This window comes from Paraburkholderia sp. A1BS-2L, assembly GCF_051125205.1.
GTDB lineage: Bacteria > Pseudomonadota > Gammaproteobacteria > Burkholderiales > Burkholderiaceae > Paraburkholderia.
In genome coordinates this window covers 1,223,149-1,242,349 of sequence record NZ_CP120429.1, presented here as the reverse complement: position 1 = coordinate 1,242,349, position 19,201 = coordinate 1,223,149, and the positions used below count along the sequence as shown (strand labels likewise).

Annotated in this window: 18 protein-coding genes; 9 read left to right on the top strand and 9 right to left on the bottom strand. The window is 64.1% G+C overall.

The genetic code is table 11. From position 1 onward, the window contains the following. Positions 1-415: 415 nt before the first annotated feature. Positions 416-706 carry a hypothetical protein gene (locus P5W98_RS20325; protein ID WP_421027107.1) on the bottom strand — a complete coding sequence of 97 codons (291 nt, stop codon included), beginning with the start codon at positions 704-706 and terminating at the stop codon, positions 416-418. Here P5W98_RS20325 and parA point away from each other — a divergent pair. Beyond that, a complete protein-coding gene (gene parA, locus P5W98_RS20320) occupies positions 638-1,300 on the top strand; it encodes a ParA family partition ATPase (protein WP_421026288.1) in 663 nt (220 codons plus the stop codon). The two genes, P5W98_RS20325 and parA, sit on opposite strands and share 69 nt — an antisense overlap. 24 nt (positions 1,301-1,324) lie before the next feature. Continuing rightward, a complete protein-coding gene (locus tag P5W98_RS20315; protein WP_421026289.1) occupies positions 1,325-2,386 on the top strand; it encodes a ParB/RepB/Spo0J family partition protein in 1,062 nt (353 codons plus the stop codon). A gap of 138 nt (positions 2,387-2,524) precedes the next feature. On the opposite strand, the gene P5W98_RS20310 is transcribed toward P5W98_RS20315, so the two are convergent. Continuing rightward, the gene (locus P5W98_RS20310; protein ID WP_421026290.1) at positions 2,525-3,883 is read right to left on the bottom strand and encodes a replication initiation protein; all 1,359 of its coding nucleotides are present in this window, start codon (positions 3,881-3,883) and stop codon (positions 2,525-2,527) included. Between the two features lie 1,958 nt (positions 3,884-5,841). Here P5W98_RS20310 and P5W98_RS20305 point away from each other — a divergent pair. Continuing rightward, complete coding sequence (locus tag P5W98_RS20305; protein WP_421026291.1) at positions 5,842-7,053, top strand: DNA-binding protein; 1,212 nt, start codon at positions 5,842-5,844, stop codon at positions 7,051-7,053. Positions 7,054-7,164: 111 nt separating this feature from the next. On the opposite strand, the gene P5W98_RS20300 is transcribed toward P5W98_RS20305, so the two are convergent. The 3 genes from P5W98_RS20300 to P5W98_RS20290 all read right to left on the bottom strand — a co-directional run bounded on the left by P5W98_RS20300 (position 7,165) and on the right by P5W98_RS20290 (position 9,452). After that, positions 7,165-8,160 (bottom strand): tyrosine-type recombinase/integrase, encoded by a 996-nt coding sequence (locus P5W98_RS20300; RefSeq protein ID WP_421026292.1) that lies wholly within the window; start codon positions 8,158-8,160, stop codon positions 7,165-7,167. A 77-nt stretch (positions 8,161-8,237) separates the two neighbouring features. After that, positions 8,238-8,642, bottom strand: coding sequence for a DUF2471 family protein (locus P5W98_RS20295; protein ID WP_421026293.1), 405 nt, complete (start codon positions 8,640-8,642; stop codon positions 8,238-8,240). A 93-nt stretch (positions 8,643-8,735) separates the two neighbouring features. Continuing rightward, complete coding sequence (locus tag P5W98_RS20290; protein WP_421026294.1) at positions 8,736-9,452, bottom strand: helix-turn-helix domain-containing protein; 717 nt, start codon at positions 9,450-9,452, stop codon at positions 8,736-8,738. Between the two features lie 123 nt (positions 9,453-9,575). Here P5W98_RS20290 and P5W98_RS20285 point away from each other — a divergent pair, with 123 nt between their 5' ends. Continuing rightward, positions 9,576-10,802: a glycine C-acetyltransferase gene (locus P5W98_RS20285; protein ID WP_421026295.1), complete on the top strand. Its 1,227-nt coding sequence runs from the start codon at positions 9,576-9,578 to the stop codon at positions 10,800-10,802. An 18-nt stretch (positions 10,803-10,820) separates the two neighbouring features. After that, entirely contained in the window at positions 10,821-11,852 is a 1,032-nt protein-coding gene (gene tdh / locus P5W98_RS20280; protein WP_421026296.1) for an L-threonine 3-dehydrogenase, read from the top strand. Between the two features lie 13 nt (positions 11,853-11,865). On the opposite strand, the gene P5W98_RS20275 is transcribed toward tdh, so the two are convergent. Then, a complete protein-coding gene (locus P5W98_RS20275) occupies positions 11,866-12,573 on the bottom strand; it encodes a YceI family protein (RefSeq protein WP_421026297.1) in 708 nt (235 codons plus the stop codon). Between the two features lie 245 nt (positions 12,574-12,818). Here P5W98_RS20275 and P5W98_RS20270 point away from each other — a divergent pair, with 245 nt between their 5' ends. The 4 genes from P5W98_RS20270 to P5W98_RS20255 all read left to right on the top strand — a co-directional run bounded on the left by P5W98_RS20270 (position 12,819) and on the right by P5W98_RS20255 (position 15,986). After that, positions 12,819-13,652, top strand: coding sequence for an AraC family transcriptional regulator (locus P5W98_RS20270; RefSeq protein ID WP_421026298.1), 834 nt, complete (start codon positions 12,819-12,821; stop codon positions 13,650-13,652). A 96-nt stretch (positions 13,653-13,748) separates the two neighbouring features. Then, positions 13,749-14,714 carry a DMT family transporter gene (locus P5W98_RS20265; protein WP_421026299.1) on the top strand — a complete coding sequence of 322 codons (966 nt, stop codon included), beginning with the start codon at positions 13,749-13,751 and terminating at the stop codon, positions 14,712-14,714. A gap of 53 nt (positions 14,715-14,767) precedes the next feature. Further along, complete coding sequence (locus P5W98_RS20260; RefSeq protein WP_421026300.1) at positions 14,768-15,262, top strand: DUF1348 family protein; 495 nt, start codon at positions 14,768-14,770, stop codon at positions 15,260-15,262. A gap of 268 nt (positions 15,263-15,530) precedes the next feature. Further along, positions 15,531-15,986, top strand: a complete 456-nt coding sequence (locus tag P5W98_RS20255) for a hypothetical protein (protein ID WP_421026301.1) — start codon at positions 15,531-15,533, stop codon at positions 15,984-15,986. Between the two features lie 240 nt (positions 15,987-16,226). Here P5W98_RS20255 and P5W98_RS20250 read toward each other — a convergent pair whose 3' ends face one another. The 3 genes from P5W98_RS20250 to P5W98_RS20240 form a co-directional block, all read right to left on the bottom strand. Continuing rightward, positions 16,227-17,216 (bottom strand): DUF1571 domain-containing protein, encoded by a 990-nt coding sequence (locus P5W98_RS20250; protein WP_421026302.1) that lies wholly within the window; start codon positions 17,214-17,216, stop codon positions 16,227-16,229. Positions 17,217-17,333: 117 nt separating this feature from the next. After that, positions 17,334-18,332 (bottom strand): alpha/beta fold hydrolase, encoded by a 999-nt coding sequence (locus tag P5W98_RS20245; protein WP_421026303.1) that lies wholly within the window; start codon positions 18,330-18,332, stop codon positions 17,334-17,336. Continuing rightward, positions 18,329-19,198: an alpha/beta fold hydrolase gene (locus tag P5W98_RS20240; protein ID WP_421026304.1), complete on the bottom strand. Its 870-nt coding sequence runs from the start codon at positions 19,196-19,198 to the stop codon at positions 18,329-18,331. The genes P5W98_RS20245 and P5W98_RS20240 overlap by 4 nt, the downstream gene beginning before the upstream one ends. Positions 19,199-19,201: the final 3 nt, after the last annotated feature.

Below are 19,201 nucleotides of genomic sequence, written 5' to 3'. Positions count from 1 at the left end.
AGCCGAGGCACCGGTTCGGTTACTCGGAGTGAGTGAGTTCTACCGGCCAAGCCAAATAGAAATGCGGCCGCGTTGGACGGGCTTCGCGCGGGTGGCTCATTTTACCGGTCTGGATGACGAGGGTAGAAGGCGGGGAGATCGTCTGATGCCTTCGCTCCGTTTAATGGCATAGCGACAACCCGTCTGGAGGAACCGACGGGAACTGATTCGATCGGCACTCGATACATGAGCGGACGGACGCCGGCCCAGCCCATGCCAGCACCTTTATGCGCATAAAGTCTCCGGTCTTTGAAGAAATGCAACCTGGCTCACAGACATGTTTCGCCAGGTTCAGACGGCAACAGACGGCATTGGGCACTCAGCCAGCAGCCATCTCGATGCTGCAATCTTTATGCGCATAAAGGCCGCCTGCTGACTACACACGACACGAATTGCTTCCGGCATGCACGCCATCCTCCCACGGACCTATCAAGCCAACATTCGGGGCAAATGCCGGCACCGCATCGACCTTTATGCGCATAAACCTTGGCCAAACGGCCAATGCTTCTTCGAATGCGATGAAAATCATACAACTGCCGTTGAATCGCAACTTAATCCAGGTAAAATCCAAAAGAATTAGCAAAAAGGAGAAAACCAATTGGCAGCAGAGATAATCGCAGTCACGCAGCAAAAGGGCGGGGTCGGCAAGAGCACGATCGCGATGCATCTCGGCGCAGCATTCCATGAAAAGGGAAAGCGTGTACTCGTGGTCGATGCCGACGGCCAGAACACACTGGTTCACTGGGCAAGCGCCTCTGCCGATGGCGAAACCGGCATCCCGTTCCCAGTGGTGAATCTTTCAGAGGCGGGCGGCCAGATCCACCGCGAGATCAAGAAGTTCATCGGCGACTACGACATCATCATCGTCGACTGTCCGCCGTCGATTACCGAAAAGGTTTCTGGCGTGGTCCTGCTTGCGGCCTCCATCGCCGTTATTCCCACTTCGTCCTCACCCGCCGACTATTGGTCAAGCGTTGGGCTCGTCAAGCTGATCCAGCAGGCGCAAGTCATGAATGAAGATCTAAAGGCTGTCTTCCTGCTGAACAAGACAGAAGAGAAGCGCATGCTCACGCGCGAGCTGAAGCGCGCACTGGAAGAGCTCGGCTTCCCCTTGCTCAAAACCCAAATACCCACCCGCGAAGCGTACAAGCAGGCCATGGCCCTCGGTCAAACCGTCCTGCAGATGAGCGATCGCGGCGCACGGCTCGCTGCCGTCGAAGTACGGGCATGCGCCGACGAAATCGCGGCGATGCTCCCCTGACTTTATGCGCATAAAGGACCTTGAATGAAGCCCTCACAATTTGCCAAAGGTTTTCAGGCACGGCCTGACACGACGAGCAGCGAAAAGCGCACGGCGCTCGATCGACTCAATGCCATCGACGGCCTCGTCCAGGAGAAGCCAAAGGCACGTGAACCGGTCGGCCGCGCAAACCAGCCGGAGCCGGTTGCAAATACAGAGGAAGCCACTTCTGCTTCGACTGAAAACGAATCCGCGGAATATCGTGCGTGGCGTATCGAGCACGGATATCGTCCCGGCCAAATCATCGAACTGCCACTGAAGGCGATCAAGTCGAGTCCGTTCAATCCGCGTCACTTTTATCTGAAGGCGTCGATTGCCGAACTCGCGGTCAATCTCGCCAAGCAGGGGCAGCAGCAGGCCATCCACGTGATTCCCGATTACGCCGCACCGGGCAGCTACTACGTCAGCGACGGTGGTCGGCGTGTGCGGGCGCTCAAGGAAGCCAACAAGGAGATCGTCAAGGCGATCGTTGTCGATCTGCCCATCGGGCTCGAGAGCTACAAGCTTGGTTACGATCTCAACGTCCAGCGCGATTCGCAAACGGTCTTCGATAACGCCATCGTCTGGAAGCGGTTTATTGACGAAAAGCATTTCCAGAGCCAGCGGGAACTCGCCGACCACCTCGGCCTTGATGAGTCGACCGTAGCCGTGGCGCTGTCCGTCGCCAAGTTGCCCGAAGCCGTCATGCACGAAATGGTTGCACGCCCCGACCGCTTCGGCTCGAACATGGCTTATCAGGTCGGCCGCTATCACGGTGCGCGCGGCACGGACGCCACGCTGCGCCTTATCAACCGGATTCTTGCCGACGATCTGAGCACCCGCCAGGTGGCGGACATCGTCAAGGGCCGGGCAGCGCCGCAAGAAAGCCCCAAGCCGGCCGGACGGCAGCGCTATGCCCAGCGTCTGGAGATCAAGCTCGACGGCGTGGCGGTGGGCGATCTGAAGTCCTACGGCGACGATCGACTCGAACTTCGTTTGAAGGGTCTCACCAAAGATCGGCGCGATGCGCTCCTTCACCAGATAGAAGAAATGCTGAAAGCGAAGTAATCGCAGAAAGCAAAAAAGCGGTCTTCACGAACGTGAAGACCGCTTTTCTTTTGGGAATTCGCCGCAAATCCAGCGTAAACCGGATCACCGCGAATGCTTGCGCTGTGCCCTCCTGCCAGCAACCGCAACGCTATCCGCTCAAGCCGCGCGCGACTGGCTCAGCGTAAAGGCGAGCAAATCGCCATCGGTGGGCTCGCCCCAGGTCTTGCGCGCAAGCCAGTCGAAGAATGCCGTATCGGCCAGTTTCGAGTCGAGGCCGCGGCGGCGCCAGTCATCGCGCAGATGCGCCCCTAGCGCCGGCAACTCGTCGTTCTCGAATGACGTGCGCGCAACCTCACGCTCGAGCTCGCCCTGCTCGTCGTAGAGCGCGCGCGCTTCCTTGCGCCGGTAGGCCGCGTACTCGTCCATCAGCCGGGCCTTCGGGTCGTCCGCAGCCACGCTTCCGGCCACGGCGCGCGTCGTGGCCGGTGCGCCCGCCGCGGAGTCCTCGACCGGCGGCGCGTAGCCCTTCTTCAATGCATCCTTGAACAGCGCTGCGGCGCTGCGCACGGGCGGCAGACTCGTGCTGCGCATGCGCTGCTCGGTCAACTGGAGCGCCGCACGAATACGGTTTTCCTCGCTGTCGGCGTAAAGCGACTGCGCTTCCTTCAGCGGAATGCCGATCTTGACCATGCGGTCGACAAGCGTGCTGTCAAAGACATTCGGATGCTCGTCGAGCGCGAGCATGGGCTGCTTGCGCTCGGTCACGCGAAACTGGATCTCGGCAACCCGCCGGCCTTCGCGATGCTCGATCAATTCGACAAAAATATTCGTGACCGCGTTGACTTCCGCGATGGCCGGACGCAGGTAATCGCGCTTGAAGTACTTGTACTCGCGCTTGGCTTCGTCGCCGGCCTCGGTATCGGGCGTGCCCGAGAGGATCGGCCGCCACCACTCCCACGTTTCGCGCATCGTCAGATGGCTCGGATTAGTGAGATAGCGCACGCAGATTTCGTAGAGCGCGAGCCCTGCGCTGCTGCGCAACTGACTCTGGAATTGCAGGCTGAGCCGGGCATACTGGACCGGATCCAGTAGCTTCTTCTTGATCTTGGGCGCGAACGAGAACTCCACCCAGACACGGCGTGTGGCCGGATCTTCGAGAATTTCGGCGTCGGCAATCAGCGTGGAGATGCCCCACTTGCGGCCCGGCTTCTGGCTCGAGGTGCCCTGGCTCCATTCGACCTGCACCGACACCATGCGCCGCAGATGCTCCTTCACGAGTGCCGTGTCGTTCGAGTCGAACGCTGAGTTCGCGACGATGTCGGACAGGAGCGCTCGATAGGTGTCGCCAGACTCGTCCGCCTGCTGCGCGACGGCGAGCAGGACGTTGAAGAGCTTGCGGGTCAACAGGGTGATCTTGCCGCTTTTCGGCTGAATCGCGATCGCCTCGACGGCCTTGCGCAATTCCGCCGAACTGGGGCTCACCACATCGGTTTTTTTCACGCGCTTTGTGGCCATGCGTCGGGTCGAGGTGAGATTTCGCGAAAGGATACCGCCTGTGGTGAAACGCGTCTACAGGTTCCCCCTCACCATTGCGGGTGAAGCAGCGCCACGACACGTGCCTCACCACGAAGTGCTCCCGGAAAGGCTCACCTTGACGGTATGCGCCTGTTCGCCGGGTTCCCGACCGGCTCGGGGTTCCGGCTTGCCACCCGCGTTCCGGTCTATTCGAAAGGTGTCGATCGTCTCCTGAATAGACTCACCTAAAAAATTTCCTGGCGCAAACACAACGGCAGGCTGGAACCTCGCCGCCCATCCAGACAGGCGCAATCGATCCGTCAAAAAAGCCCTGCCGGTTGCAAGACCGGCTCCCGACACGCTCGCGATGGATGCAACACCGGGCCAGGCCTGCGTGCTCACGATGAGCCAGCTGTACAGACTTGCCGCACCACACAAAAAGCGCTTCCGATGCTCTGATGTCCTTACAGCGCCTCGGTCCCGCGGCCTCGCTTCAGCCAGACCCGAGCCGTCGAGAGAACCGCCAACTCCCGGCTTGCCTCACGTCTCCCGAAAAAACTCACCTTCGGCGCTGCATAGGACCTGATCCAGCAATCCTTCTGGACAATGCAGCAAGCCGAATGCCGCCATTTCCAGTCCCGAAAACACTCACCTTTGAATCGGAAGAGGCCGGCTTCGAGCCACCACGATCCTTCCCGGAAAGCCTCACCTTTCCTCCGGCACACCAAAAAAGCCAATAGATTCCTAGGCTTATCCACAATGCACCGGAGGCCGCCAACGCGTCCTGCTGCTCCCGAAAAACCTCACCTCAAGATCTCGTGCGAGGCGATGAGCCAATCTCGACCGGGTGGCCAGATGCTCCCGAAAAATCTCACCTTTCAGAATTCACGGAAATACCAACGGCAGTCCCTTGTCTTTGCCTGTCAACCTTCCGGCGTCCCCGAGCGCCGATTTGCACCTGAAAAAGCTCACCTGAGCAGCTTTTTTGGTCTCAATCGACTCCCGAAAAAACTCACCTCTTGCGTATGCCGGATCAAGAACGGGGCCCGTTTCGCGGCACTGCGACAAGTTCCCGTAAAGACTCACCCTCACACATGGATGGCGTCGAAAAACATTGAGATCCCTTCCAGCACGACGCTTTACCGCGTGAACAAGGACTCTTGCTCTCCTGTAAAAGCTCACCTCAAGGTCCGCTCAGCCAAAAATTCGGTCAAAATACCCCTCGGCTCCCGAAAAACTTCACCTTCGCCAGGCGATATTTCCCGATCTATCTCACCCCAGTGCCCAGGCGACGTCGATTGAGTCCAAAAAACGGCCAAATGAGCCGTCCCGAATCCCCTCACCGTTGCAGTTCGTGTAACAACGTCCACTATCCCGATGTAGCCGGGCCCGCATCACGCATAGCCCCCGTATTGACTCACCTTTGCTTCCAGGTCAAGAATCGGGTCCATCCCGAACCCGCTCACGTCCTGTCCCGCAGGCGCTCACCGCTTTCCCCGAAGCCCATCACCCGGCTGTCCCGCAGAGTCTCACCACCGCTCCCGTAAAACTTCACCTCATCGGGCTGAAACCCATGCCAGGCAAGGGTTTGCCGTGGCGTTAACGTCTTTTAACAGGTATCAAGGGTGTTTACTTTTATTACTCTCAAGTACCTTTACCCCGCGAGCCCTTCGGGATATCCACACCCCCAACCGGGCTGCAAAGCCTTTATTGCCAGCACATCAGCCCGTGAAACAACCCCGATAAACAGCTAACCGTTGGAAAACCAAGCGTTTACAATGGCTTACAGGACAAACTTAGCTTTGTTTCACGAAACGCTAGCGTTGGCGACATCAAAATGGGCTTTTACGGCTCCCCGGTCATGTGAATTTCTCATCCGCTAAAAATCAAGGCGATAAACGTATCATTCAATACGTAATTTGTTATTATTCGATCCGTTATCCCTCGTAGAGACGACCATGATTCGAGACGAAGATCGCCACGCCCTTCGCGAAGAACTCGATGCGTTGCGCAAAGATGGCGCAAGGCGTCAGGACTTGTCGCTGCATGCCTGCAAGCGGCTCTTTTTCGACTTCGGCATTCGTCCCTCAATGGCCACCGTCCGGGATCTGACCCAGACCGGCAGCGCCAGCGACATTCCGAAGGACATCGAGCTTTTCTGGCAACGCATTCGTGCGGCGTCGAAGGTACGCGTCGGCAGCGGCGCCATTCCACCCGCGCTGGAAGAACGCGCGGGCGAATTTCTCGGCGCGCTTTATGAAGAGGCCCGGTCGTTCGCCCGCCAGACCCTCGAAGCCGAGCGCAAGGAAATCGAGTCGGGTCGCCAGGAAGCCGAGCAGGCGTTGCGCGATGCCCAGGCCCGAAGTCTCGCCGCCGATGAAATGCTTCAGCGCAGCGAGGCGCGCATCGAAGCGGCCTGGACTCACGTGCGCGAACTCGAAAACCAGCTGGCGACGGCGTCTGCCCACGGCGCATCGCATCAGGACAGTCTGCAGGCAACCGTGCGCCGCCTCGAGGCCGAAAACGAGGCGCTTCAGAAGCGTATCGACATGGAGCAGACCACCAACGCCGGGTTGCGCGACCGGATCGACCGTCTGCACGAAGACATGCGCAAAAGCACCGAGCACTACGCGCAGCAAATCAAAGATGCGCTGGCTGAAGCCGAGCGCCGCGTGAAGCCGATGCTGGTCGAGCTCGATTCGCTGCGCACGATGTCATCCACCTGGCAGTCGGCGCAGCGCGACGCAAGCAAGAAGGAATTCGAATTCATCCAGCAACTGGCCACCGCCAAGGCCCGCGCGGACCGGCTCGACGCCGTGCTGCGCGAGCGCTCGGACGAGATCGACATGCTTACGCGTCAGGTGGCGACGTTGCGTGCGCAACAAGGTGTCGATGGCTCGGTGGCCGGCGTGCTGTGCGCGCTTGCGCAGTCGGGCCGTCTTGGCGACGAAGATCTGGCGCGGCTCGGCACGAGCATTGACGCCCAGGTGAGCTTGCCTGCGCATTGCCCGAACTGTGATGACGGCGAGCCGGAGTTGGCCGAGGTCGATGGCCGTTTCGAATTGTCGTGTCCCGAATGTGAGCACACCTCGGGACTGGGCGCGTCGCGTCTGGAGGCCGTCGCGCGCTTCGCCATCGGCAAGAAAGATGCCCGCACCGCAGTGAGGTGAGCATTTCCGGGAGGCGTCGGCCGCCCAGACGGTGAGCTTTTACGGGGTCACGGCGTGGTGCGAGGCAGGCGGGCAGCGCCTGCTCAGGTCATGCTGCGCGCCTCGTGCGCCTCAGTGCGTGTCGGGCGCTGCATCCGTGGCTGGCACGGACGCTTTCCGGTCGGCCCAGACGCGCCACGCGCGATGCAGCCTCCCGGCGGAAATCGGTTGCAGGAAGCCGAGCCACTGGCCGACCTGATCGGCATCCACACCGCGCTCGAACAGATCCGCCGCGTAGCTGTTGCGCAGGGTTTGTGGACTCGCGCGTTCGGCGCGGGTTTGCGCGATGCCCGCCTCGTCCATGAGCGCGTCGATTGCGCGCAGCACGGTGGCTTTGTGCATCGGACGCCCATTGGGCGAGCCGGGAAACACGAGTTGCCCGGGCAGGCCCGCGAGACGGCGTGCTTCGAGCCATGCCCCCATCACGTCGACTGCGAACGGCGCGAGCTGCGTGCGGTGCGTGAAGGCCGGATTGTCGGCTTCGATGGTGATCCATTCCGAGCCGATCGCGGTGGCGTCGAGCTTGAGCGCAATGGCGTCGCCGGTCTTCAGGCCGCCGCCGAGAAAGACGGCGACGAGCGCGCGGTCGCGCCGCTCGCGCCAGCGCTTCGCGGCCGACTGTTCGGTGAGCGGCGCGAACAGCTGCGCGATCACGGCGGCGCGTTCCATCGCGGTCAGAAAACCGGTGGGCTCGTTCTCGCGTGCATTGCGCCACGCTGCCTCGCCGTCCTGGGCGATGAAGCGCGCCGGGTTCGTGGAGGCCAGCTCGATCTGGCGCACATGGTCGAGCACGCGCTCGATGAGGCGCAGATAGCGCAGCCGCTGCGGCTTCTTCACGTCGAGCCCCGCGACGAATTCGGCGATCGTGCCAGTGTCCACGGAAATAATCGTCTTGCGCCTGAGCGCGAGCCATTCGAGGAAGCGTCCCCATTGCACGCGGTAGACGTCGGCGGACGACTGGCGCAAGTCCTGGGCCGCGAGCCAGGCATCGAAGGCGGCGACCGGGTCGTCTTGCCAGTCCTTGCGCTGCTGGTCGAAGAGATCGCGGGAGGATTGGGAGGCGCTCATCACTATGCTTCCGTTAGTTGCGTAGCAGGAAGGCATTCTAGCGAATTCCCGTTGTTGCGGGGCTCATACCCTGCTCGTCAGCCGCCCCAGGCGCGCGGGCGCTTTGCGGTGGCTTGCCGCTGGGCGTCGCGCCGGGCCGCTTCCGCGCTTTGGGCCGCCCGCTCGTAGGCGTCGACGGCGAAGGCGAATACGGCAGGCAGGGCATTGGACTGGCCGAAATGAACCGTTTCGTCGGTTTCCGGATACGCGAGATCACCCGGACGCTGGAACAGGCCGAGCATGAGCCCGTCGTGACGGCTCGCGAACCCGAGGTCGGCGAGCGCTTCCGCTTCGATCGCATGCAGCAGGCGCCAGCTCAGCGGCACCTGCTGGGCGATATAGCGCTGCGCGATGTTGCGCACGATCTGTTCGAGGTCGCGTGCGGCTGCCTGAAAACGCAAGGCGGCCAACGCTTGCTCATTCGGGATTGGCGAGGTCTGCATGGGCTCTCCGGTCGTTCTTTTTACTGTATGAATATACAGTAGTCGGCGCGTTCGCGCAGCCTCATCCGTTCAGCCATGAATTCCGCCGTGAATTCAGCCGTGAATCACGACCAGCAGCGCACGCGCCTCGCCCTTGCCCACGTTGCGGATCGCATGCGGCTGGTCGGCGATATAGCGCGCCGTGTCCGCGGTCTTCAGGCGCTCGTGTGCGCTGGCCGCCTCCACCTCGATCGTGCCCTGCAGCACGGTGAGATGCTCGCGCGTGCCGGGCTCGTGCGCGCCCGACACCAGCGCGCCGCCCGGCTTGAGCGTGAGCTCGTACCACTCGAAATGGCCGGCAAGCTCGATCGGCCCCCACACGCGCAGCTGATAGCCGGCCTCGTGGCCGTGCAGGGTCGGGATGTCGTGCGGCCCGGCCACCGCGATGGCGTCGGGCGCGCGCGGCGCGGCGAACAGCGAGTCGAGCTTCACGCCCAGCGCGTTCGTGAGCCGCCAGGCCACGGCGATCGTCGGGTTTGCCTTGTCGCGCTCGATTTCCGATAGCATGGATTTCGAAACGCCAGCCGCGCGCGAGAGTTCGTCGAGCGTCATCCTGCGCTCGCTGCGCAGGCGCTGGATCTGCTCGCCCACGCGCGGCGGCGCGGCCGGCGCGGCGGCGCCCGACCGTTCCGCCGTCGGGCCGGCCGCGGCGCGGGTTTTGCGCGGGCGGGGTTTGACGCCGGCGCCGGTGTCGGCATGGGTGCCGGAATCGGCGTCTGCGTTGCTCCCCGCGCGGGAACCGGATGGGGAACCTGAGCCGGTGCTTGCCATGGACTGCCTCATCGATTAAAGTTGTTCGACATACCGAACACAAGTTCGGAAAAACGAATAAATTCGCCTGGAGCTGACGGCGACTATACCAGCCGCGGCTCCCCATGTGAGGAGCACGATGCAATGAGCACTTCCAGCACTTCCAGCCTGTCCAACACGCCCTGGCTCGATCATCTGCGCGCGACGCTCGACCAGATTCGCGCCGATGGTTTCTACAAGAGCGAGCGCGTGATCGCGACGCCGCAGTCGTCGTCCATCGGACTCGCCGACGGCCGCGACGTGCTGAACTTCTGCGCGAACAATTACCTGGGTCTCGCGAACGACGCGCGCCTGATCGCCGCCGCGAAGGACGGGCTCGATCGCGACGGCTTCGGCATGGCCTCGGTGCGCTTCATTTGCGGCACGCAGACGGTGCACAAGCAGCTCGAAAGCGCGCTTTCCGCATTCCTGCAGACGGAAGACTGCATTCTCTATTCGAGCTGCTTCGACGCCAACGGCGGCCTCTTCGAAACGCTGCTCGGCGAGGAAGACGCGATCATCAGCGACGAGCTCAACCACGCGAGCATCATCGACGGCGTGCGGCTCTCGAAGGCGCGCCGCTACCGCTACAAGAACAACGATCTCGCCGATCTCGAAGCGAAGCTGCGCGAAGCCGATGAAGCCGGCGCGCGCTACAAGCTCATCGCGACCGACGGCGTGTTCTCGATGGACGGCATCATCGCGGACCTGAAGGGCATCTGCGATCTGGCCGACCGCTACGACGCGCTCGTGATGGTCGACGACTCGCACGCCGTGGGTTTCATCGGCGCGCATGGCCGCGGCACGCCCGAGCACTGCGGCGTGGCGCAGCGCGTGGACATCGTCACGGGCACGCTCGGCAAGGCGCTCGGCGGCGCGTCGGGCGGCTACGTGGCGGCGAAGAAGGAAGTGATCGAGTTGCTGCGCCAGCGCTCGCGTCCGTACCTGTTCTCGAACACCCTCACGCCGAGCATCGCGGCCGCATCGCTCGCGGTGCTCGAGCTGATCGCGAGCGACGAAGGCGCACAACTGCGCGCGCGCGTGCAGGCCAATGGCGCGCATTTCCGCCGCGAGATGAGCGCACTCGGCTTCACGCTCGTGCCCGGCGAGCACCCGATCATTCCCGTGATGCTGGGCGACGCGCGGGTGGCCGCGCAAATGGCCGAGGCGCTGCTGAACGAAGGCGTCTACGTGATCGGCTTTTCGTATCCGGTCGTGCCCAAGGGCCGCGCGCGCATCCGCACGCAGATGAGCGCGGCGCACACGCCCGAGCAGATCGATCGCGCCGTGGCCGCGTTTGCGCGCACCGGCAAGCAGGTTGGCGTGATTTGAACAGGATGACGAAATAACATGAAAGCGCTTGCCAAACTCGAACGCGCGCCCGGGCTCACGCTGACCCGCGTGAAGAAGCCCGAAGTCGGCCATAACGACGTGATGATCAAAATCCGCCGCACCGCGATCTGCGGCACCGATATCCATATCTGGAAGTGGGACGACTGGGCGCAGAAAACCATTCCGGTGCCCATGCACGTGGGCCACGAATACGTGGGCGAGATCGTCGAGATGGGCCAGGAGGTGCGCGGCTTTGCCATTGGCGACCGCGTCTCGGGCGAAGGCCATATCACCTGCGGCTTTTGCCGCAACTGCCGCGCGGGGCGTCGTCATCTGTGCCGCAACACCACGGGCGTGGGCGTGAATCGTGAAGGCGCGTTTGCCGAATATCTCGTGATTCCGGCCTTCAACGCCTTCAAGATTCCGCCTGAAATCTCCGACGACCTCGCTGCGATCTTCGACCCGTTCGGCAATGCCACGCATACGGCGCTCTCGTTCAACCTCGTCGGCGAGGATGTGCTCATTACCGGTGCGGGGCCCATCGGCATCATGGCCGCGGCGATTGCGAAGCACGTGGGCGCGCGCAATGTGGTGATCACCGACGTGAACGATTACCGGCTCGAACTCGCGCGCAAGATGGGCGCGACGCGCGCGGTGAACGTCTCGCGCGAATCGCTGCGCGACGTGATGAACGCACTGCACATGACCGAGGGCTTCGACGTGGGCCTCGAAATGTCGGGCGTGCCGAGCGCGTTCACGGCGCTGCTCGAATCGATGAACCACGGCGGCAAGGTCGCGCTGCTCGGCATTCCGCCCGCGCAGACCGCCATCGACTGGAATCAGGTCATCTTCAAGGGCCTCGAAATCAAGGGTATTTATGGCCGCGAGATGTTCGAGACCTGGTACAAGATGGTCGCGATGCTGCAGAGCGGGCTCGATCTTTCGCCCATCATCACGCACCGCTTCCACGTGGACGACTACGAAAAGGGTTTTGCCGCGATGCTCTCGGGCGAGAGCGGCAAGGTGATTCTCGACTGGACGGCCGCCTGACGCCCCGAGGGGGTCATTGCGCCGTCGAGGCCGCCGCCGCAGCATCCGGCGGCGCCTGCTCGAACTCTGCCTGGATGCGCACGTCGATCTCGTCGCCCACTGCCGGATACCACGTCGACAGCCCGAATTTCGCGCGGCTGAACCTGCCATTCGCCGCAAAGCCGAGCGTCGGCTGCTTCGTGAGCGGGTCCGGCGCATAGCCGTTGAACACCACGTCGAGCGTGACCGGCTGCGTCACGCCATGAATCGTGAGATCGCCCGTGAGCTTGCCGGCGGGCTTGCCGTCCACATCCGCCGTGCGCTCGAAATGCGTGCTCGTGAAGCGGATCTGCGCGTAATGCTCGACGTCGAGCAACTGCGGGCCCTTCACCATGCGGTCGAGCAGCGGGACGTTGGTGTCGAGGCTCGCGGCGTCGATCACCGCGTCCACCTTTGCGCTTTCCAGCGCGTTCGCGGGCCAGTCGAGCTGCGCGCTTGCCCGGTCGAAGCGCATCACGAAGCGCGTGTAGTGCAGATGGTCGATGTCGAACACGATGCTCCAGTGATGCGCGTCGAGCGTGTAATGCCCCGCCGGCACCGACGCCTCGACGGGACTCACGCTGTGCGTCACCACGCGCAGCGGCATGCAGCCGGGCAGCAGGCAGGCCACGGCCAGCGCAGCGCACAGCATGCGGCGGCGCGCTTGCGGCGTGGCCCTGGCGGCGGCTAGGGAGGCGTCCATTTCATCTCCATGGCAATGGCGGCGAGTCATTGTAGTGACTGCAACGAATTTAGTGACGAGCGGCCATGCCGTTTTATTCCACCGACGGCTCGTCATGTTGGAGGGGGCCGACGGAGCGGCGTTCATACCCCTCATGCGGATTCGCACACCGATTTGCGCACCGAGTCGCATACCCATTGCCACGCGGCCCGTTTTCGGGTTTGATACGCGGATCGGAGCCTGTCCATCCTCGGGACGCATACCGCATGCCCGCCGCGAACGATTCGGTCTGCTTTCACAGCACGCACCTGCGCGAGGTCGACGCCATGACGGCCGCCACCGCGCACAGCTTCGCGCGCCATGCGCATGACCAGTACGGCATCGGCGTGATCGATGCGGGTGGGCACGTATCGCTCTCCGATGCGGGCGTGGTCGAGGCGCTGCCAGGCAACCTCATTCTCGTCAATCCCGGCGAAGTGCATGATGGCCGCCCGCTCGGCGCGCCCGCGCGGCGCTGGCGCATGCTTTATTTCGAGCCGCGCTGGATCGACGCGCTGCATGCCGACATCACCGAAGGCGACGACGTGAGTTTTGCGCTGTTCGCGCCCGTGATCGCCGATCCGCACCTGCGCGCGCTGTTCGATGTCGCGTTCGCCAGCGCCACGGCTGGCGGCGGCGATCTCGCGGCCATGGCGTTCGACGGCGCGGCGCTCGACGCCATGGCGCGGCTCGTGCGCGGGCTCGGCCACCGCCGGCCGCTCGCGCCGTGTTCGCCGCTGGCCGTGGCGCGCGTGCGCGAGATGATCGATGCTGATCCGGGCCAGGCGTTCTCGCTCGCCGATCTCGCGAGCGCGGCGGGGCTCAGCCGTTTCCAGCTTCATCGCGGCTTCGTGCAGGCGTTCGGCGTGGCGCCGCATCAGTACTTGTTGCATTGCCGCGTCGGACTCGCAAGGCGGCTGCTCAAGGCCGGCCAGGCGCCCGCCCAGGCCGCACTCGCGGCCGGCTTTTGCGACCAGAGCCATCTCAATCGCGCGTTCGCGCGCCAGTTCGGGGTATCGCCGGGCCGTTACCGGCTCGTGCACGGCGGCCCTCCGGCCTGACGGTTGCCGTGGGCGGCTGGCGGCCGCCGCACACCGATCCAAGACGGCGCAGGCGCCGCGTTTTATACAGGCGTTTCAGTCCCACGGAGCGCCTCCATGTCCTCTTCGTCCTCTTCGTCTTCTTCGCTGTCGTCCGCAAAATCGCTGCGCGCGTCGTCGTCGCGGTCCGTCGCGCATCTGCAGTTGTCCCTCGCGATGATCACCGTGGGCAGCACGGTGATTGCCAGCAAGATCATCGGCGCGGGGCTCGATCCCCTGCCGGCGACTGCCTTGCGCTTTGGGCTCGCCTTGCCCGTGCTGCTGGTGCTCATGTGCGTGACCGGCACCGCGTTCCCGCGCCCCGGCCTGCGCGATGCGGGCCTGCTGATCGCCCAGGCCGCGGTCGGCAGCATCGGCTACACCGTCTTGCTGATCGCCGGAACTCAGCGGACCTCGGCCGCCGACGCGGGCATCATCCTCGGCACCCTGCCCGCCGTATGTGCGCTCACCGCCGCCGTGGTGCTGCGCGAGCGGCTGCGCGCAAGCACGCTGATCGCGGTGATGGTGGCGAGCCTCGGCGTGGCGCTCGTCACGCTCGCGCCCGCAGCGCATGGCGGCGGCTCGCTCACGGGCGATGCGCTGCTGATCGGCGCGGTGATCTGCGAAAGTTTATTCGTTTTGCTAAACAAGCGGCTCGCGATGCCCTGGCCGCCGCTCGCGCTGTCGACCGCGATGACGGGCATCGGCTTCATCGTCTCCGGCCTGGCGGCGCTGCACGATTGGCCGGCCACGCTGCACGCGCCGCCGCCGCATGCCTTGCTGGCCGTGGCGTACTACGCGCTGGTGCCGACCGTCGGCGGCTTCTGGCTCTGGTACGCGGGCGCATCGCGCGTGTCGGGCGCCGAGGCGGCCATCTTCACGGCCGTCGCGCCGGTTTCGGGCGTCGTGCTCGCGGCGCTGCTGCTGGGCGAGCCGCTCACGCTCGCCCGCCTGGCCGGGCTCGCGCTCGTGGTCGCGGCCGTGTTCGTGACTGCCGCGCCGGGCGTGCTAGTGTCACGAACACGCGGCGCGGTGCAGGACTAGCCGCGTGCTTTTCCGCCGCTTTCCGTCCTTCTCGCCATTCAAGGAGCCCACGCATGAGCACTACCCACCCCACGTCCCCCGCCGAAACCCGCCCGCCGCTGCCGCCCTTCACCCGCGAGACCGCGATCCAGAAAGTGCGTGGCGCCGAGGACGGCTGGAACACCCGCGATCCGCAGCGCGTCGCGCTTGCCTACACGCCGCAAAGCGTCTGGCGCAATCGCGCCGAGTTCGTGACAGGCCGCGAGGCCATCGTCGCGTTTCTCACGCGCAAATGGGCGCGTGAGCTCGACTACCGGCTCATCAAGGAATTGTGGGCGTTCACGGGAAACCGCATTGCGGTGCGCTTCGCCTACGAGTGGCATGACGATTCCGGCCACTGGTACCGCTCGTACGGCAACGAGAACTGGGAGTTCGACGAGAACGGGCTGATGGCGCGCCGCCATGCGTCCATCAACGACCTGCCGATTCGCGAGGCGGACCGGCTGTACCGCTGGCCGCTCGGCCGCCGTCCCGACGATCATCCGGGCTTGAGCGATCTCGGGCTCTGAGCGGGCTGTCCCGTCCCTTGCCAGCGCGCGCATCGTCGATCGTTCATCGCGGCGACTCATCGGACTGGCAACATGGGCGCGCCGAAGGTTGCGCCCGCGCTGGCTTGCTGTACAGTTTGCAGTCGCCGGAAGCAGACCCTGAACAGAACCAGCAGCAGACGAACCGAAGCGATTCGGCGAGCAAGAGGACGGAGAGCCCATGCGGTGTTGGCAAGTGCGAGGTGTCGGGACCCAAAAAATCGCCATCGCGTTGGCGCTCACAGCGCTGATGTCTGGCGTCGCAACGAGCGCACGCGCGCGCGACTGGTGCGGCGGCGGCCTGTGGGTGGACGCGATGGTCGGCTCATATCACATCCATCCCGACAAGGATTTCGAGCAATTCAATCCGGGCCTCGGCATCGAATGCTGGCCGGGCGAAACCTGGGCGCTCACGGCGGGCGGCTTTCGCAATTCGCTGCGGCGGCCCTCGTGGTATGGCGGCGCGGTCTGGGCGCCGGAATTCCTGCACTGGGGCTACGTGCGCCTCGCGGCGATGGGCGGCCTCATCTCCGGCTACAACTACGGCAACTGGGGGCTCGGCCACAATCACACGGTCGGCCCAGTGGCTGCACCCATCGTGATGGTCGCTTACAAGCGCGTGGGCGTGAACTTCATCGTCATTCCGCCGATTCCTTCCGACGACCTGCCATTCACGATCGGCTTTCAACTGAAGGTGAAGTTCTGAGCGTGCGCGGGTGTTGCGCGAGGGCGTCGAAGCACTCGCGATAGCGGGAGCATGGTGAGTCGCGAAGGATACGTCGACCTCACCGGCGATTGCGCAATGGTGAGGAATTCCAGGAGAGGCGGATGGTGAGTCGTGCAAAGCGCGGCAACCTCACCGGCGCATCGTGCAATGGTGAGGAATTCCAGGAGTTGGTGCTCCCGAAAAACCTCACCTTTGTCCTGGGTGGGGCGGATCGGCGTATCAGAACTTGTACTCGGGATTCTTCGGATCGAAGGCGTCGGTATCGAAGGTCTTTGGCGTGATGCTTTCGATCACGATTCTTTCGAAGATCTGGCCGTCGTTGTCATACGCCTCGACGGTGCGGAAATACGGGCGACGCAGGTCCAGCCCGAGCGTCTGTTTTTTCGCATAGAACTGCGGTTTGCCGGCTGGCGAGGCATAAGTGAGCGCCACCACGCGCACGCCGCTGAGCGTTTTCACTTCCACCTGCGGCTTGTATGGCGCGCCCACCTCGGCGTATTTCTTCGCGTCTGCCATGAACCGGCTCACGATGAGCTCCGTGCCGAGCTCGGTGATTTTGTGATTCGACTGCGAGCGCGCGAGCGAGCCGTCGATCGCCGTCCACATCGGCATGACGCCGAGCAGGCCGCCCAGATGACCGTACATCTGATCGGTGCGTTTGGTGGCGTCGTAGATCACTTCTTCGCCCGCATTCTGGCCGTCGGGCAGCCACTTCGCGTAGATGCGCAGCGGTTCGCGCTCGAGCTTCACGAGCATGTGCGCGGGCTTGCCGGGCCACTTGCCGTTCAGGCGTTCCCAGCGCGAGAGCACGAATTCGTACGACGGATACCCCGGCGGCCCGATCTGGATCAGCGCGGGCACGACGAGCGGATCGAACGCCTGAAAGAGCGCCGTGAGTTGCGCGTCGCTCATCTTTACGAGTGCGCCGCTCTTCTGTGCGCGGGAAAGCCAGCGTACCTGCTGTTCGAGCGGGAGCTTGCCGACCTCGGCGGCGTGATTGGCCGACGGGCTGGCTGTGGCTGTCGCGGGCGCGGCGTCTTGCTGGACGCTCGCTTGCATGCTCGATTGTGCGTTCGCACCGGCCGCTTCGTTATCCTGCGCATTGGCCGTGGCGCACGCGAATGCAAGCGCTGCGCACGCGAGCGGTGCAGCGAGGCGCCGCGCCGGCCGCACGCCTTGCGGCATCGAACGCAATGGATCGTTATTCATGGTTTGGCTCCCTGTGTCGCTATTTTCTTGAACGAAACGTTAAGCAGAACCGCAGAAGGCGTGAAGAAAAAGCGCGATGGTAACGGCTACGCGGTGCACTGCCTCTCAATTTCCCGATCATGCTGCGCGTGGCGCGGAATTGGCCTGAGTGGTACGCGCAATCGCGGCACGCAGCCACTCGCCGGTAGCAGAAGGCGCGGTGACGGGCAGCATATGGCCGCCGTTCACAACCTCGAGCGTCACGCGCGACGAGCGGCGGCGCAGCGCCTCGCCATGGCGCATCCAGTCGAGCACCATGTCGTCGCGGCCGAACAGCACGTCGGCGGGAATAATCAGGTCTGCGTAGCGTTGCTCCATCTGTTCGAGATCGTTCGAATCCTCGATAGCCACGAGATCGAGCGACGCGTTATGGAAAGCCTTGGGCCGCACGCTGAGCAGCGCGCCGCCACGGGTGCGGAAGTCCGCGGGCACCGCCTCGGGCGCGAACACGGCCTTGAGCGTCGCGGTGCTGGTGGCGAGGCCGAACGGCGTGGCCAGCGTGCGCGCCATGAAGCGGCGCACGCGCGCCGAGCGCACGGCGAGCGCGCGGAAGGCCCTGGGCACGTCCGTCTGCACGTGGGTGAGCGGGGCGATCAGCGCGAGCCGCGCGACCGACTCGGGATGATCGAGCGCGACGGCCAGCGCAATTGCGCCGCCGAGCGAATGCCCGACGAGCACGGGCGCTTCGAGGCCGAGCGCGTCGATGAAACGCGCGACCGTGCGAGCTTGCGCGCGAATGTTGGCGGGGGTCAGCGCGCCGCGCGTGGAATAGCCGGAACCGGGCCGGTCGATCAGAATCACGCGATGCTCGCGTGCGAGCGCTTCGAGCGGCAGCCAGGCGAAATTGCGCATCTGCCCGCACAGGCCGTGCACGAACACGAGAGGCGGCCCACCGCCGTCGCCATGGCCATATTCTGCGTAGTGGATGCGCTCGCCGTCGATATCGACGAGGCGGCCGTCCATCGGCACAGCCTGTTCGATGCGTCGCGTCATGCGCCGCGTGAACGACGCAAGTGCGGCGCAGGCCAGCACGGTCACGACGATTCCGGCGGCGAGGGGAAAAACGATGGCGTTCACGCGATCCTCCGCTGGCAAGATTGAATGAACCGCTCGACGCGAGCGGCAATGAGCGGCGCATCGTGCAGGATGGTCCAGTGCGATGCGTCGATGACCTCGCGCCGGTAGTGGCCCAGCCATTGCGCGACGTTTGCGGAAAGCGCCGGCGTCACATAGCGGTCCCTGCGCGGCACGATGAACTGCACGGGCACGAGCGTGCGCCGCTCGCGCGGCTGCCACGCGCGCGCGATGAAGTTGGCGCGATAAAGCTGTAGCCCGTTGATGCCGTTGCGCAACTGATCGGGGTCGCGCGGCGCGCGCACGCCTTCGGTCTTGCGCAGCCACCATGGCCACAGCGCCGCGCCGCCCAGGCGCCACACGAGCTGCGGCACGAGCGGCAGATGGAAGAGCGCGATGTACCACGATTTCAGCGACTGCGAGAGGCTCATGCGTGCACGAAACACGTGATCGAGACATGGCCCCGAAATCGACGTAAACGAGGCAATGCGCGCGGCGTTGGCAGGATCGGTCACGGCTTCCCAGCACTGGATCGAGCCCCAGTCGTGAGCGACGAGATGAAACGGACGCGTGTCACAGCTTGCATCGGCCACGGCGCACAAATCGAGCGCGAGCTGCGCGAGCCGGTAGTCCCCGCGCCGCCGGGGCGCAGCCGAGCCGCCCATGCCGCGCACGTCATACGCAATCACGCGAAAGCGCGTATCGAGTTCGCGGCGCAGCGCCTCCCATACGCGCGCCGAATCCGGATAGCCGTGCACGAGAATCATGGGCGGCGCGTCGGGCGGCCCGCTCAGGTACACGGCGAGCCGCACGCCGTCCGAATCGACGTCGAGCCTTTCGGGCGCCGCAGCTCCGTTCAGGTTGCGCATGGT

Bases quoted from the DNA above. Each gene is read 5' to 3' on its own strand.
- P5W98_RS20325 (WP_421027107.1), bottom strand. From the start codon at position 706: ATGCATCGCGATCGTGCTCTTGCCGACCCCGCCCTTTTGCTGCGTGAC.
- P5W98_RS20315 (WP_421026289.1), top strand. From the start codon at position 1,325: ATGAAGCCCTCACAATTTGCCAAAGGTTTTCAGGCACGGCCTGACACG.
- P5W98_RS20310 (WP_421026290.1), bottom strand. From the start codon at position 3,883: ATGGCCACAAAGCGCGTGAAAAAAACCGATGTGGTGAGCCCCAGTTCG.
- P5W98_RS20305 (WP_421026291.1), top strand. From the start codon at position 5,842: ATGATTCGAGACGAAGATCGCCACGCCCTTCGCGAAGAACTCGATGCG.
- P5W98_RS20300 (WP_421026292.1), bottom strand. From the start codon at position 8,160: ATGAGCGCCTCCCAATCCTCCCGCGATCTCTTCGACCAGCAGCGCAAG.
- P5W98_RS20295 (WP_421026293.1), bottom strand. From the start codon at position 8,642: ATGCAGACCTCGCCAATCCCGAATGAGCAAGCGTTGGCCGCCTTGCGT.
- P5W98_RS20290 (WP_421026294.1), bottom strand. From the start codon at position 9,452: ATGGCAAGCACCGGCTCAGGTTCCCCATCCGGTTCCCGCGCGGGGAGC.
- P5W98_RS20285 (WP_421026295.1), top strand. From the start codon at position 9,576: ATGAGCACTTCCAGCACTTCCAGCCTGTCCAACACGCCCTGGCTCGAT.
- tdh (WP_421026296.1), top strand. From the start codon at position 10,821: ATGAAAGCGCTTGCCAAACTCGAACGCGCGCCCGGGCTCACGCTGACC.
- P5W98_RS20275 (WP_421026297.1), bottom strand. From the start codon at position 12,573: ATGGACGCCTCCCTAGCCGCCGCCAGGGCCACGCCGCAAGCGCGCCGC.
- P5W98_RS20270 (WP_421026298.1), top strand. From the start codon at position 12,819: ATGCCCGCCGCGAACGATTCGGTCTGCTTTCACAGCACGCACCTGCGC.
- P5W98_RS20265 (WP_421026299.1), top strand. From the start codon at position 13,749: ATGTCCTCTTCGTCCTCTTCGTCTTCTTCGCTGTCGTCCGCAAAATCG.
- P5W98_RS20260 (WP_421026300.1), top strand. From the start codon at position 14,768: ATGAGCACTACCCACCCCACGTCCCCCGCCGAAACCCGCCCGCCGCTG.
- P5W98_RS20255 (WP_421026301.1), top strand. From the start codon at position 15,531: ATGTCTGGCGTCGCAACGAGCGCACGCGCGCGCGACTGGTGCGGCGGC.
- P5W98_RS20250 (WP_421026302.1), bottom strand. From the start codon at position 17,216: ATGAATAACGATCCATTGCGTTCGATGCCGCAAGGCGTGCGGCCGGCG.
- P5W98_RS20240 (WP_421026304.1), bottom strand. From the start codon at position 19,198: ATGCGCAACCTGAACGGAGCTGCGGCGCCCGAAAGGCTCGACGTCGAT.